A 13,297-nucleotide genomic window follows, 5' to 3' on the forward strand; every position below is an offset into this window, starting at 1 on the left:
TCGCCGCCGTGACCGACATCGAGACCAATCCCCAGGGCGTCGCCGAGCAGGCGGCGCAGGCACTCGCCGAGCGCACCGGCGTCGCGCGCCACGACGTGGCGCTGGTGCTCGGCTCCGGCTGGCGGCCCGCCGCGGACGTGCTCGGCACGCCCGAGGCCGAGATCGCGCTGGCCGAGCTGCCCGGCTTCCTCGCCCCGACCGTGCAGGGCCACGGCGGCACCGTGCGCTCGGTGGACGTCGAGGGCCGCAAGGTGCTGATCACCCTGGGCCGCACGCACCTCTACGAGGGCGTGCACATGAACCGCGTGGTGCACGGCATCCGCACGATCGCCGCCGCCGGGGTGAAGTCGGTCATCCTGACCAACGCCGCGGGCTGCCTCGTCCCGGAGGCGCGCATCGGCCAGCCGATCGTCATCAGCGACCACATCAACATGACGGCCCGCTCCCCGCTGACCGGCGCGCAGTTCGTCGACCTGACCGACCTGTACTCCCCCCGCCTGCGCGCGCTGGCCAAGGAGATCGACCCGAGCCTGACCGAGGGCGTCTACGTCGGACTCCCGGGCCCGCACTTCGAGACCCCCGCCGAGATCAGGATGTTCCGTTCCTGGGGCGCGGACCTGGTCGGCATGTCGACGGTCCTGGAGTCCATCGCCGCGCGCGCCGCCGGGGTCGAGGTGTTCGGCCTGTCGATGGTGACGAACCTGGCCGCGGGCATGAGCGGCGAGCCCCTGAACCACCTGGAGGTCCTGGAGGCGGGCCAGAAGTCCGCCGTCGCCCTGGGCGGCTTCCTGCGCGACCTGATCGCCCGCGCATGAGGCTGACGCCGGACCTGCGCGACCGCGCCTTCCGCTGGATCGCCGACGACCCCAGCGAGACCGACCGCGCCGAGCTGCAAGCCGTGCTCGCCCGCGCGCTGGGCGGCGACGCCGACGCGACCGCCGAACTGGCCGACCGCATGGCCGGCCCGCTCGCCTTCGGCACGGCCGGCCTGCGCGGCCCGGTCCGCGCGGGCCCGAACGGCATGAACCGCGCCGTCGTCATCCGCACGACAGCGGGTCTGGCGTCCTGGCTCACCAAGCAGGGCAAGAGCGGGATCGTGGTCGTCGGCCGCGACGCCCGGCACGGCTCGGAGGCCTTCGCCGCCGACGCCGCCGAGGTCCTGCACGCGGCGGGCTTCGACACCCGCGTCCTGCCCGGCCCGCTGCCCACCCCGGTGCTGGCCTACGCGGTCCGCAAGCTGGGCGCGGTCGCCGGCGTGCAGATAACCGCCTCGCACAACCCGCCCGCCGACAACGGCTACAAGCTCTACCTGGGCGACGGCACGCAGATCGTCCCGCCCGCCGACCGCGAGATCGAGGCCGAGATCGCCGCCACCCCGGCGGCCGTCTCGGTCCCGCGCACCCCCGGCGCGAGCACGGTGGACCCGCTGGAGGACTACCTGGCCAGGGTCGCCACCCTGCCGCGCGGCAGCGCCCGCGCGCTCAAGGTCGTCGCCACCGCCCTGCACGGCGTCGGGGCGGGTCCGCTGTCGCTGGCCCTGCACCGCGCCGGCTTCACCGACGTGTCGCTGGTCCCCGAGCAGACCGAGCCCGACCCGGACTTCCCGACCGTGGGCTTCCCGAACCCGGAGGAGCCCGGCGCCACCGACCTGCTGCTGGCCCGCGCCGAGGCCGTCGGCGCCGACATCGCGATCGCCCTGGACCCCGACGCCGACCGCTGCGCCGTGGGCGTGCCCGCCCCCGACGGCTGGCGGATGCTCTCCGGCGACGAGACCGGCGCCCTGCTCGGCGAGCACATGCTGACCGGCGCGCCCCCCACCGCGCTGGCGGCCAACACGATCGTCTCGTCGTCGCTGCTGGAGTCGATCGCCCGGGAGAAGGGCGTGCGCTACGACGCCACCCTGACCGGCTTCAAGTGGCTGGTCCGCGCGGGCGACGGCCACGGCACCGGCCTGGTCTACGCCTATGAAGAGGCGCTCGGCCACTGCTGCGACCCGGACTCCGTCCGCGACAAGGACGGCATCTCCGCCGCCGTCCTGGCCTGCGACCTCGCCGCCACCCTCAAGGCCGCCGGCCGCACGCTCCTCGACGCGCTGGACTCCCTCGCCGAGCGCCACGGCCTGCACCTGACCCGCCAGGTCTCCATCAGGGTGACCGACCCGGCCCGCATCCCGGCCCTGATGGCCGAGCTGCGCGCCACGCCGCCGACGGAGCTGGCGGGCGTCCCGGTCACCGTCGAGGACCTGCTCCCGAAGGCTGACGTCCTGCGCTTGCGCGGCGACGGCGTCCGGGTGATCATCCGCCCCTCCGGCACGGAACCCAAGGTCAAGGCGTACTTGGAGGTCGTCGCCCCGGTCGCCGAGCGCGCGGCGGCGCACGCCAGGCTCGACGCCCTCGCCGAGCGGGCCGGGGAGCTGCTGCGCTGAGCACTCGTTGCGATTTCGGCAACGAAGTTTGACGTTTCCGCGAGACCGGCCGCATCCTGGCAGCACCGGTCGAGAGGAGCGAGACGATGATCAAGTCCGACATGGACCCCACCGAGTACTGGGAAGGCCGCTACCAGGAGAACGCGCGGTTCTGGAGCGGCAAGCCCAACAAGCTGCTGGTGCGCGAGGTCGAGGACCTGACCCCGGGCACCGCGCTCGACCTGGGCTGCGGCGAGGGCGGCGACGCGGTGTGGCTGGCCGCGCGGGGCTGGCGGGTGACCGGCGTCGACATCTCGGAGACGGCGCTGAAGCGCTCGGCGGCCTTCGCCGAGGAGTCCGGCGTGGCCGACCGGATCTCCTTCGAGCGCCACGAGCTGGGCAAGACCTTCCCGGAGGGCGAGTTCGACCTGGTCAGCGCCCAGTTCCTCCAGTCGCCGGTCGCCTTCGACCAGGACGGCGTGCTGAGCCAGGCGGCGGGCGCGGTCGCGGTCGGCGGGACGCTGCTGGTGGTGATGCACGGCAGCGGGCCGTCCTGGCACAAGCAGCCCACGCACGTGGAGTTCCCCACGCTGGAGGCCGTGGTGGAGGTGCTCTCGCTGCCGGAATCAGCGTGGAAGACGGAGAAGGTGGAAGGCGTGGTCAGCGACTTCCCGTCCCCGGAAGGCGAGCCCGGCACGCGCGTGGACAACGTGTGGCGCTGGACGAGGACGGCCTGAGCCCGCTCAGGCCTTCCCGACCCCGCGCTGGGCGACGACCGTGCCCACGAGCGCGAGCACCACGATCAGCCCGTCGGCGACCCACAGCGCGATGAACAGGCCGGGCCCGGAGTCGGCGGTCAGCGCCATCGGCACGAGCCCGACCAGCGCGACGAAGGCGATCGCCAGAGCGAACGGGAAGAAGCCCCGGTGCACCTGCCGCCACACCTCGGGGCTGGAACGGGTGCGCTTGGTGCGGATGCCGAAGTAGCGGTTGGGCGGGAGCCGGTCGGTGAGCGTCAGGTAGGCCATCAGCGCGAAGGAGAACACGAGCAGCACCTGGACGGCGAAGAGCAGGGGGATCACCCATCCAGGTGCTGCTTCGATGTCGAGCCGCTCAGCCAGAATCACGAACGACGGCTCCAGACGACCAGCGCCCGCACCGCTTCCACCGAGGTTTCAACAGAAGCCGAGGGGCTCTTGCTGTCCCGAAGCGCGGACAGATCCTGCCGCACCTCAACACAGTTGCTTCCAGAGCCGGACTTGGACGACCTACGCCACTGCATGCTCACAACCTCTCTACGAGCCTCTCGATCAGCTTACGGCTTTCCACCCATGAAAGCGATGCGGCGGCAAGCTCCCCCCGCGCCCGCAGATAGGGCTCCACCGCAGGTGGGTGCAGATGGACCGCGCTCTCGAACAGCTCCACGTGCAGAATCGGCTCATCCTTGGGGAACTCCAGCATCAGCCACGGATGGGCTAGCGCTGCGAGCGGAACGCGCGCCTGCACCACGCGAACACCCAGCCCCCGATCGGCGGCGTGCCCGAGGTGCACCAACTGCTCCTTCAGCGCACCCACGCCACCAAAAGGCGTGTACAGCGCCAGTTCATGGATGTAGGCGACGTAGTCGAACCTGGGCAGCGCCGTTTGGCGGTGCACCCTCACCTTCCAGTAGCCGTCCAAGGCACTCTGATCCACACCTTGCACGGACAGCACACCCATTGCGTAAGCGCGCGTCTGCAACAGACCGGGAATCAGCGCCATCGACCAGTCAGTCAACGCGGTTGCCACCGACTCATAGCTTGCGAGCGTGCCGACTTCCATGGGCGCTCCCGGCAGAGGACCCTCCCACCACCCATCCTGCGTCGGCGCTTGCGCGGCATCCACCAAAGCCGACCGCTGCACAGACGGAACCCCATACAGCGTGCAGAGAACCGCTATGTCCTCCACCGTGATGTGCCGCTTCCCGTTCTCCGTTCTGCTCATCGTCGCGGACGAGACCTGAGCCGCCTGCGCCGCCTCCTCCACCCCCAGGTCCGTATGGCTCAGCCGCAACGCCCGCAGCTGCGCCCCCAGCACCCGATCCCGCGCCTGCGGCGCCTTCCGCTTCCCGGACACCTCGTCACCTCTTTCTGCACTCTCAAACGTCAAACCTTTCCCCCGCAGGGGTTCTACAGTCTCCCGTATGGATTCCACACAGGACCTGGACTACTGGCTTGAGCGTCTGCGCGAGCGCCGCTGGCTCCTGCACTTCATGGAGAACCGCGACGAGATCGCCGCAGTCCTGGACTGGCCGGACTTCTGGGACGTCCTGATCCTGGTCTCCGAGAACCACTCCCTCGCCTACCGCACTCCCCGCGCCCCCGATCTCGACGCCTTCGCCCCCACCCACGTCGCCGACTGCTACGCGGGCCCGGCGACGTGGACCATCCGGTGGGTCATGACACTGCCGCCCCCAGGCCCGTTCCCGCCCCCGCTGCGACCGGTCCCGGCGGACTTCTCCATCCCCCGCAACCTACGTCGCCCGACGATCATCCGCCCTGTCCGCCACCGAACGCCACCCGAACGGGCCTGCTTTCCGCACCCGCAAAGAGAAATCTCCACCTACCACCCCTACCAGGACGGTCCGCGCCCCTCCCCCGCGTGACCCGTCCACCCCCGGTCCCCGCCGCCCTCTCCCTGCCCCCCAACACATCCCGACCAGGTTCCGGTAACCCTCCTAACCCGCAAGCACTCCCCCCGGGCGCACCGTCGACACACCCACAAGGCCCGAGAGCACGACATCCGACACGGCGAACCCGTTGCGCAACAACAACTCCTCCCCCACCACCGCTACCCTGGACGCCATGCCCACCCTGCTGGTCGTCCACCACACCCCGTCTCCCGCGACCCACGCCCTCTTCGAGGCCGCCCTCTCCGGCGCGCGCCACCCCGAGCTGTCCGAGGTGACCGTCGAACGCCGCCCGGCCCTCTCCGCCTCCCCCGCCGACCTCCTCGCCGCCGACGGCGTCCTCCTCGGCACCCCCGCCAACATCGGCTACATGAGCGGCGCCCTCAAGCACTTCTTCGACACCGTCTACTACCCCACCCTCGACGCGGGCCGGAACACCCCCTATGGCCTCTATGTCCACGGCAACGAGGGCACCGAGGGCGCGGTCGCCAGCGTCGAGCGCGTCGCCACGGGCCTCGGCTGGAAGCCCGTCGCGGCCCCGGTGGTCGTCCTCGGCCAACCCAGTGCCGACGACCTGGACCGCTGCCGCGAGCTGGGCTCCACCGTGGCCGCCTCGTTGCTGTGATCAAGTCGTTGTGGACCTTCGTGACCAGGGCGAACCCCGGTTACGGTCCGAAAGGGACACGACACGGAGCGAATCGGGAGAAACGGACAGGGCCCCCGCAGCGATGCCGACTGCGACGCCCCAGATGTCCCCACCGGAGAGGTAGTCCCAGATGAGCATGCGCGTCCGGGTGACCGCAGCGCTGGCGCTGGTCACGGCAACGGCCGTGGTCATCGCGCCGTCCGCCGCGGCGGCAGGCCCGATCACCTTCGCGCCCCGGGTGGACTACCCGACGGGCAACCACCCGGAGTCCGTCATCTCCGCCGACCTCAACGGCGACGGCAAGCCGGACCTGGTCACCGCCGACCGCTACCAGTACGAGCTGAGCGTGCTGCTGGGCACCGGCGCGGGCGCGTTCGGCGCGTCGGCCTCGGTCTACCCCGGCCCCGAGCCCTCGGGCCTGGCCGCGGGCGACTTCAACGGCGACGGCAAGACCGACGTCGCGGTCACCACGATCGGCGAGGTGTCGGTCCTGCTCGGCAACGGCGACGGCACCTTCGCCCCGCGCGTGGGCTACCCGGTCTCCGGTGGCGCCGAGGGCATCGCCGCGGGCGACCTCAACGGCGACGGCAAGGCCGACGTGGTCATCTCCCGCCCCGAGGGCATCTCCGTGCTGCTGGGCACCGGCGCGGGCGCACTCGGCGCGGCCACCGACATCGCGGGCGGCGGCTACTCCCGCGGCGTCGTCCTGGCCGACCTCGACGGCGACGGCCGCACCGACATCGCCACGGCGGGCTTCAACTCCGGCACCGTCTCCATCTACCAGGGCGCGGGCGACGGCACCTTCGCCGCGCCGCTGTCCTTCCCCGCCGGAACCAACCCGATCGACATCGCCGCGGGCGACTTCGACGGCGACGGCGTCCTCGACCTGGCCACCGCCAACCACGGCGGCGGCTCCGTCAGCGTCCTCTCCGGCCCCGCCTACACCTCCCCGGTGACCATCCCCGTCGGCCCCAACCCCTACGGCGTCGCGGTGGCCGACCTCGACGGCGACGGCGACGCGGACATGGCCGCCACCGTCGCGGGCCAGGACTCCGTGGCGGTCCTCGGCAACGGCGACGGCACCTTCACCCCCGCCACCACCCTCGGCGTCGGCACCTGGCCCACCGAGGTCCACGCCGCCGACCTGGACACCGACGGCCGCGCCGACCTCGTCACCACCAACCGCCACGCCGACGGCATCTCGGTGCTGCTCAACCGCACCACCTCCCCCAACCCCCCGGCCGCCGACCTGTCGGTGAAGCTGACGGCCCGCCCCACCGTCGGCATCCTGGTGGCCAAGATCGACTACACCCTCACCATCCGCAACCAGGGCCCCGACGCCCTGGAGTCCGGCGCGGTCACCATCGCCGTCCCCCGAGGCATCCGCATCACCCCCGGCACCGGCTGCACGATGGTCGAATCCGTTCTGAGCTGCTCCACGGGCGCCCTGGCAACCGACGGCTCCATCACCCGAAAGTTCGCCTCCCCCCTGAACCCCCTGGCGATCACCACCTTCACGCTGACCGCCCAGCGCACCACCAGCACCCCCGCCGACCCCAACGCGGCCAACGACAAGTCCCGCGCCACCTGCTCCACCCTCGGCGTGCTCCTCGTCCTCTGCAAGTAGCCCCCCAGTTGTCCACACCCCCCGATTCCAAGCCACTTCCCACCTCACACGCGGGATAACCTGGCGGCGGGGGGCCGGACACTGAACACCGGAAAGAGAGGCTCGGCACGCGCCGGGCCTCTCTTTCGCGTTCCGAGGCAACCCACCGCCCCGCCACCGGCATATATCCGGGTGAAGGGCCACCACCTCCGGGCGGCCCACGAACGAGGAGCAGGTGTGCGCACACGAATTGCGGTCGCGGCGGCCGTGGTGATCGGCGGTCTCGGCATCGGTGTCCCCACAGCGCTGGCCCTGGGCGCAGACACCGACCCGAACATCCCGGCGCCCGTCACCACCCACCCCACCACCACGATCCCGGTCACGCCCCGCCCCACCACCCTGCCCCCCACAACCCGCCCCACCACCACGATCTCCGTCACCCCCCGCCCCACCACCACCGTCCCCACCACGACCCGACCCCCGACAACCCGCCCCACCACCACCATCCCCGTCACCCCTCGCCCCACCGCCACCACCAGGCCCCCCACGACCCGCCCCACCACCACCATCCCCACCACACCGGGCCGCTGACAGACATGGGCTGGGACGCGGACTTCACCCGCTGCTTCGACGACTGCGCCCGTTCGGTCCGCTTCACCGCGTTCCTGCTGTGCGGCAACCACCACGAGGCCGAAGACATCGTGCAGTCCGCGTTCCTCAAGCTCTACCTGGCGGGCCCGCGCCTCGGCCTGCACGGCGACCTGGAGCCCTACGTCCGCCAGGTCGCCGTCCGCACCTTCCTCGCCGAGCGCCGCCGCGCCCGCTGGCGCCGCGAACGCCTCACCGACGCGGTCCCGGACCTGCCGGTTCCCGCGATGCTCGGCGAGGACCGGCAGGCGGTGTGGTCGGCGCTGGCGGCACTGCCGCCCCGCCAGCGCGCCACGGTCGTGCTGCGCTTCTGGCACGACCTGTCCATCACCGACGCAGCCGACGCCCTCGGCTGCTCGGAGGGCAACGTCAAGAGCCAGACCGCCAAAGCCCTCGCCACCCTGCGCGCCCGCCTCGGCCCGACCTACGCCCCGATCACCGCAGGAGACCGCTGATGGTCGAGGACCACCTCAAGCGCACCTTCACCGACCTGGACGGCCACGCCCTCCCGGCGACCTTCACCGCCGCCGACGTCATCGACCGGGGACGCCGCGTCCGCCGACGCCGCCGCGCCATCACCATCGCCGCCAGCGCCACCACCACGGCGGCCGTCGTCATCGCCGCCATGACCCTGCCCGCGGCCACCGAACTCCCCTTGACCCCCGCGACCGCCCCGCCCACCACAACGACGACCACGACGACGACCACGACGACGACCACCACCACCACGGCCCCGGTCAGGCCCCCGGCGACCACTGCCCCGGTCACCGCAACCACGGTCACCGTCACGCCCTGACAGCGGAGATCGCACGCGGGCCCGCCTCAGAACGCGTAAGGCCCGAACCGCCCCCACGCGACCACAGCGGCCAGCGCCAGCAGCACGACGTTCGCCGCCACCTGCGGCATCTCCTTGCGCCGCACGTGCACCACGATCGCCCCCGCCATCACCAGCACCAGCCCCACCGCCGCCAGCGGCACGAACACCGGCGCGATGTCCAGCAGCGCGGGCAGCACCAGCCCGATCGCCGCCAGCACCTCCAGCACCCCGATCAGCCTGATCATCCCGGGCGAGAAGTCCTCGGCCCACGCCAGCCCCATCGCGACCAGCTTCTCCCTGGGCTGGACCACCTTCGCCAGCCCACCCCCCAGGAAGACCGCCGCCAGCACCCACGCGATGACCCACAGGACGGTGTCCACAGCCAACCTCCCAGAGAGAAACGTCAGCCGAACCGTACTCCCCACGAGCAGCGGTGGACACCGCCCCGGCGCTACCCGTCGATCGAGGCCATCCCCGCCTCGGTGTAGCGCCCGCCGACCGCGGCGGGCACCGCCGCCGAGATCCGCTGAACGTCCTCATCGGACAGCACAACCGACGCCGCCGCCGCGTTCTCCTCCAGGTACTTCACCCGCTTGGTCCCCGGGATCGCCACCACATCCGATCCCCGGCTCTGCACCCACGCCAGCGCCAGCTGCCCCGCCGTCACCCCGCGCTCGCCTGCCAGTTCCCGCAGCGCCGCCACGATCGCCAGGTTCGCCTCGAAGTTCCCCTCGGCGAAGCGCGGCTGCCCGACCGCCCGGAAGTCATCGGCCCCCAGATCCTCCCGGCTGGCGAAGCGCCCCGTCAGGAACCCGCGCCCCAGCGGCGAGTACGCCACGATCCCCACACCCAGCTCGCGCGCCGCCGGCAGGATCTCGGCCTCGATATCGCGGCTCCACAGCGACCACTCCGTCTGCAGCGCCGCGATCCGGTGCACCGCCGCCGCCCGCCGCAGCGTCGACGCGCTCGCCTCCGACAGGCCCAGGTGCCGCACCTTCCCGGCCGCCACCAGCTCCCCCATCGCCCCGACGGTCTCCTCGATCGGCACGGTCGGGTCGACGCGGTGCAGGTAGTACAGGTCGATGTGGTCCACGCCCAGCCGCTGCAACGACGCGTCGCACGCCTGGCGCACGTACTCGGCGTCGCCGCGCAGCGCCCGGTCCGAGCCGTCGCGGACGACGCCGAACTTCGTGGCCAGCAGGACCTTGTCCCTGCGGTCGGCGATGGCCCGGCCGACCAGGCGCTCGTTGGTGTGCGGGCCGTACATGTCGGAGGTGTCGAGGTGGGTGACGCCCAGCTCGATGGCGCGGTGGATGACGGCGATGGACTCGCTGTCCTCGCCCGCGCCGTAGAAGTCGCTCATGCCCATGCAGCCCAGGCCCTGGGCCGGGCTGGTCAGCTCGCCGAGTGCGCGAGTTTCCACGTGGTCTCCCCTGGCTCGGCCGGGTCGGCGCCCGACACGATGCGGTCGTAGTTGTCGATCTTGTAGTCGAGGACCTCGACGCAGGACCGCAGCTCCTCGATGCGGGCGCGGACGTCGGCGCGGTGCTCTTCCAGGATCTGCTTGCGCGCGGCCACCGACGACTCGCCGAGGTGGCGCAGGCGGGCATACTCCCGCATCAGCTTGATGGGCATGCCCGTCGTGCGCAGCTTGGTGAGGAACAGCAGCCAGCCCAGGTCCTCGTCGGTGTAGACCCGCCTGCCGCCGGAGTCGCGCGCGGGCGGGTCGATCAGACTGATGCGCTCGTAGTAGCGGAGGGTGTCGATCGACAGCCCGCTGCGGTGCGCGGCTTCGGCAATCGCGTAGGTCACCCCACGACCGTAGGAGCTGGAGCGCGCTCCAGGTCAACCGCTCGGCCGCCGTTCATCCGGCGGTGGCGGACGTTCGTCGCGAAAGAAATTCGACGGCATTGCTCGTCACATTGCCATCTGGCGATAGTGGAGGAATGTCCCGGAAACAATTGCGAAAAGCCGCGACTGTGGCCTTGCTCGCTGTCGCCGCACTCGCCTATCCAGCCCAAGCAGCCGCCAAGAGCTGCACAAACGGATATGTCGCCCTCACTTTCGACGACGGCCCGAATGCCGCGACGACCACCGGCCTGCTGGCCGCTCTGCGCGACTCCCGAGCCCGCGCGACATTCTTCACCGTCGGTTCCAACATCAAGACCAATCCGCGCCTGCAGCGGCAGACCCAGGCCGCGGGCCACTGGATCGCCAACCACACCTGGACCCACCCCGACCTCACCGGCCTGACCGAGCGGGAGGTGTTCACCGAGCTGGTGCAGACCCAGCTGGCCACCCTCAAGGTCAACCGCACCTGGCCGACCCTGTTCCGCCCGCCCTACGGGGCCACCAACCCCGAGGTCGCCGCGACCGCCAAGGCGCTGGGCATGACCCAGGTGCTGTGGTCGGTCGACTCCCGCGACTGGGCGGGCGTGTCGACCGACGAGATCGTCGAACGCGCGCGGGCGCTGGAGCCTGGCGGGATCATCCTGATGCACGACGGCATCCCCACCACGATCGCCGCCGTCCCCAGGATCGTCGCGGAGCTGTCCGAGCGCGGCCTGTGCGCCGGCCGGATCGCGGTGCGCGGCGGCGAGCCCGTGGCGGTGAAGCCGTGAGGCGGCTGTGGGCGGCGCTCGCCGCCGGGGCGTCGGCGGCGCTGGCCGCGGCGGCGCTGGTGGTCGGCGCGCCGGGCGCTGCGGCGGCGTCGCTGGTCGAGGTGACGAACTTCGGCAGCAACCCCAGCAACCTGCGCATGCACCTCTACGTGCCCGACCGCGTGGCCCAGCGCCCCGCCGTGCTGGTGGCCTCGCACTACTGCACCGGCACCGGGCCGGTCTTCCACCAGAACACCGAGTTCGCCCGGCTGGCCGACCAGTACGGCTTCATCGTGATCTACCCGTCGGCCAACCGCAGCGGCAACTGCTTCGACGTGTCCTCCCCGGCCACCCTCACCCACAACGGCGGCGGCGACTCCCTCGGCATCGTCTCGATGGTCAAGCACGTCCTCGCCCAGCACGGCGGCGACCCGGCCAAGGTCTTCGCCACCGGCGTGTCCTCCGGCGCCATGATGACCAACGTCCTGCTGGGCGCCTACCCGGAGGTCTTCGCAGGCGGCGCGGCCTTCGCGGGCGTGCCCTTCGGCTGCTTCGCCACCACCGACGGCTCGTCGTGGAACAGCCAGTGCGCCCAGGGCCAACTGATCAAGACCGCCCAGCAGTGGGGTGACCAGGTCCGCGCCGCCTACCCCGGCTACACCGGTCCCCGCCCGCGCATGCAGCTCTGGCACGGCACCACCGACGACACGCTGCGCTACCCGAACTTCGGCGAGGAGATCAAGCAGTGGACCAACGTCCACGGCCTCTCCCAGACCCCGACCTCGACCGACTCCCCGCAGGCCAACTGGACCCGCACCCGGTACTCGGACAAGGTCGAGGCGATCAGCATGCAGGGCACCGGGCACAACCTGCTGTCCAACGGCATGGCCCTGATGGCGCTCCAGTTCTTCGGCATCACCACGACCCAGCCACCGGTGTCGACCACCACCACGACCACGACGACCACCACGACGACCACCACGACGCCTCCCCCCGGCGGCTCGGGCTGCCGGGTGACGTACACGGTCAACGCCTGGAACAACGGCTTCACCGCACAGGTCTCGGTGTCGAGCACGAGCGCCGCGCCGACGTGGTCGCTGGCGTTCACCCTCCCCGGCGGCCAGACGGTGACCAGCGCCTGGAACGCCACCGTCAGCCCCTCGACAGGGGCGGTTACCGCCCGCGGCGTGCAGTGGAACGCCTCGATCCCGGCGGGCGGCTCGGCGTCCTTCGGCTTCCAGGCCACCCACACCGGCAGCACCGCCAAACCCGCCGCCTTCACCCTGAACGGCACGGCCTGCACGGTTGCCTAGCTCTTGGGCACCGCCCAAGCCTCCAAGTGCTCAGCCATCTTCGGCACCTCGACGGCACCGCGCCCGACCTCCCGCACCAGGTCGAGCGCGGTGTCGGTGTCCGCGTCGACCCAGTACCCGTTCAGATCGCACATCGTGACCGCGGCGACCCACCCCAGCCGCCAGTTCCCCTCGGCCAACGGCCTCGTGCGCACCACGGAGTCGAGCAGCGCGGCGGACTTGAGCCACAGCGTGTCGTAGGCCTCCACCCCGAGCACCGTCGCCCGCGGCCGGTGCGCCGCGGAATCGAGCAGCCCGAGATCCCGCACCACCAGATCACCCCCGGTCACCGCCGCGGCCAGCACGAGCAGGTCCCCAGCATCCAGGTAGGCGGTCAAACCGTCCCGATCCGGTCGAGGAGGGTGCGGTAGCGCGGCAGAACCCGCCCGAGCACCTCACTGAGCTGCTCTTCCTTGTGCAGCCGAGCCCACCGGTCGTTCAGCGCGAGCCGCAGGATCTCCTGCTTGGACCGCCCCTCGGCGACAGCGAGCTCATCGAGGCGGGCGTTCTCCTCATCGGAGAGCCGCAAGGTCATGGCCATACCCGGGATGGTACC

General features: G+C 71.6%; 19 protein-coding genes. 11 read left to right on the forward strand and 8 right to left on the reverse strand.

Going from position 1 to position 13,297, the window contains the following annotated elements; all coding sequences use genetic code 11:
• Positions 1 to 8: 8 nt before the first annotated feature.
• From ACFPM7_RS25745 to ACFPM7_RS25755, 3 genes are all read left to right on the forward strand, one after another.
• Positions 9 to 815 carry a purine-nucleoside phosphorylase gene (locus ACFPM7_RS25745; RefSeq protein ID WP_378250358.1) on the forward strand — a complete coding sequence of 269 codons (807 nt, stop codon included), beginning with the start codon at positions 9 to 11 and terminating at the stop codon, positions 813 to 815.
• Positions 812 to 2,425 (forward strand): phospho-sugar mutase, encoded by a 1,614-nt coding sequence (locus tag ACFPM7_RS25750; RefSeq protein ID WP_378250359.1) that lies wholly within the window; start codon positions 812 to 814, stop codon positions 2,423 to 2,425. Before ACFPM7_RS25745 ends, ACFPM7_RS25750 begins: the two co-directional genes overlap by 4 nt.
• A gap of 86 nt (positions 2,426 to 2,511) precedes the next feature.
• Positions 2,512 to 3,141 carry an SAM-dependent methyltransferase gene (locus ACFPM7_RS25755; protein WP_378250360.1) on the forward strand — a complete coding sequence of 210 codons (630 nt, stop codon included), beginning with the start codon at positions 2,512 to 2,514 and terminating at the stop codon, positions 3,139 to 3,141.
• 6 nt (positions 3,142 to 3,147) lie between these two features.
• Here ACFPM7_RS25755 and ACFPM7_RS25760 read toward each other — a convergent pair whose 3' ends face one another.
• The 3 genes from ACFPM7_RS25760 to ACFPM7_RS25770 are packed head-to-tail and all read right to left on the reverse strand — an operon-like array spanning position 3,148 to position 4,519.
• Positions 3,148 to 3,486 carry an SdpI family protein gene (locus tag ACFPM7_RS25760; protein ID WP_378250361.1) on the reverse strand — a complete coding sequence of 113 codons (339 nt, stop codon included), beginning with the start codon at positions 3,484 to 3,486 and terminating at the stop codon, positions 3,148 to 3,150.
• Between the two features lie 41 nt (positions 3,487 to 3,527).
• Entirely contained in the window at positions 3,528 to 3,686 is a 159-nt protein-coding gene (locus tag ACFPM7_RS25765) for a DUF397 domain-containing protein (protein WP_378250362.1), read from the reverse strand.
• Between the two features lie 2 nt (positions 3,687 to 3,688).
• On the reverse strand, positions 3,689 to 4,519 hold the full coding sequence (locus tag ACFPM7_RS25770; protein ID WP_378250363.1) for a helix-turn-helix domain-containing protein: 831 nt from the start codon (positions 4,517 to 4,519) through the stop codon (positions 3,689 to 3,691).
• 67 nt (positions 4,520 to 4,586) lie between these two features.
• Between ACFPM7_RS25770 and ACFPM7_RS25775 the strand changes: the two genes are divergently transcribed.
• The 6 genes from ACFPM7_RS25775 (at position 4,587) to ACFPM7_RS25800 (ending at position 8,768) form a co-directional block, all read left to right on the forward strand.
• Positions 4,587 to 5,048, forward strand: a complete 462-nt coding sequence (locus ACFPM7_RS25775) for a hypothetical protein (protein WP_378250364.1) — start codon at positions 4,587 to 4,589, stop codon at positions 5,046 to 5,048.
• A 199-nt stretch (positions 5,049 to 5,247) separates the two neighbouring features.
• Positions 5,248 to 5,697, forward strand: coding sequence for a flavodoxin family protein (locus tag ACFPM7_RS25780; RefSeq protein ID WP_378250365.1), 450 nt, complete (start codon positions 5,248 to 5,250; stop codon positions 5,695 to 5,697).
• A gap of 151 nt (positions 5,698 to 5,848) precedes the next feature.
• On the forward strand, positions 5,849 to 7,345 hold the full coding sequence (locus ACFPM7_RS25785; RefSeq protein WP_378250366.1) for an FG-GAP repeat domain-containing protein: 1,497 nt from the start codon (positions 5,849 to 5,851) through the stop codon (positions 7,343 to 7,345).
• A 216-nt stretch (positions 7,346 to 7,561) separates the two neighbouring features.
• Entirely contained in the window at positions 7,562 to 7,915 is a 354-nt protein-coding gene (locus ACFPM7_RS25790) for a hypothetical protein (protein ID WP_378250367.1), read from the forward strand.
• A gap of 5 nt (positions 7,916 to 7,920) precedes the next feature.
• On the forward strand, positions 7,921 to 8,427 hold the full coding sequence (locus tag ACFPM7_RS25795) for a SigE family RNA polymerase sigma factor (RefSeq protein ID WP_378250368.1): 507 nt from the start codon (positions 7,921 to 7,923) through the stop codon (positions 8,425 to 8,427).
• Positions 8,427 to 8,768 (forward strand): hypothetical protein, encoded by a 342-nt coding sequence (locus tag ACFPM7_RS25800; protein WP_378250369.1) that lies wholly within the window; start codon positions 8,427 to 8,429, stop codon positions 8,766 to 8,768. The genes ACFPM7_RS25795 and ACFPM7_RS25800 overlap by 1 nt, the downstream gene beginning before the upstream one ends.
• A gap of 26 nt (positions 8,769 to 8,794) precedes the next feature.
• Here ACFPM7_RS25800 and ACFPM7_RS25805 read toward each other — a convergent pair whose 3' ends face one another.
• The 3 genes from ACFPM7_RS25805 to ACFPM7_RS25815 form a co-directional block, all read right to left on the reverse strand.
• Entirely contained in the window at positions 8,795 to 9,169 is a 375-nt protein-coding gene (locus ACFPM7_RS25805; protein ID WP_378250370.1) for a DoxX family protein, read from the reverse strand.
• A 71-nt stretch (positions 9,170 to 9,240) separates the two neighbouring features.
• Complete coding sequence (locus ACFPM7_RS25810; protein ID WP_378250371.1) at positions 9,241 to 10,212, reverse strand: aldo/keto reductase; 972 nt, start codon at positions 10,210 to 10,212, stop codon at positions 9,241 to 9,243.
• A complete protein-coding gene (locus ACFPM7_RS25815) occupies positions 10,185 to 10,601 on the reverse strand; it encodes a MerR family transcriptional regulator (RefSeq protein WP_378250372.1) in 417 nt (138 codons plus the stop codon). The genes ACFPM7_RS25810 and ACFPM7_RS25815 overlap by 28 nt, the downstream gene beginning before the upstream one ends.
• A gap of 167 nt (positions 10,602 to 10,768) precedes the next feature.
• Between ACFPM7_RS25815 and ACFPM7_RS25820 the strand changes: the two genes are divergently transcribed.
• Together ACFPM7_RS25820 and ACFPM7_RS25825 are read left to right on the forward strand one after the other, a co-directional pair.
• Positions 10,769 to 11,410, forward strand: coding sequence for a polysaccharide deacetylase family protein (locus ACFPM7_RS25820; RefSeq protein WP_378250373.1), 642 nt, complete (start codon positions 10,769 to 10,771; stop codon positions 11,408 to 11,410).
• Positions 11,407 to 12,702: an extracellular catalytic domain type 1 short-chain-length polyhydroxyalkanoate depolymerase gene (locus ACFPM7_RS25825; RefSeq protein ID WP_378250374.1), complete on the forward strand. Its 1,296-nt coding sequence runs from the start codon at positions 11,407 to 11,409 to the stop codon at positions 12,700 to 12,702. Before ACFPM7_RS25820 ends, ACFPM7_RS25825 begins: the two co-directional genes overlap by 4 nt.
• Here ACFPM7_RS25825 and ACFPM7_RS25830 read toward each other — a convergent pair.
• Positions 12,699 to 13,079 (reverse strand): type II toxin-antitoxin system death-on-curing family toxin, encoded by a 381-nt coding sequence (locus ACFPM7_RS25830; protein WP_378250375.1) that lies wholly within the window; start codon positions 13,077 to 13,079, stop codon positions 12,699 to 12,701. The two genes, ACFPM7_RS25825 and ACFPM7_RS25830, sit on opposite strands and share 4 nt — an antisense overlap.
• Complete coding sequence (locus tag ACFPM7_RS25835) at positions 13,076 to 13,282, reverse strand: ribbon-helix-helix protein, CopG family (protein ID WP_378250376.1); 207 nt, start codon at positions 13,280 to 13,282, stop codon at positions 13,076 to 13,078. The genes ACFPM7_RS25830 and ACFPM7_RS25835 overlap by 4 nt, the downstream gene beginning before the upstream one ends.
• Positions 13,283 to 13,297 lie beyond the last annotated feature (15 nt).

Source organism: Actinokineospora guangxiensis, assembly GCF_042657845.1.
Taxonomy (GTDB): domain Bacteria; phylum Actinomycetota; class Actinomycetes; order Mycobacteriales; family Pseudonocardiaceae; genus Actinokineospora; species Actinokineospora guangxiensis.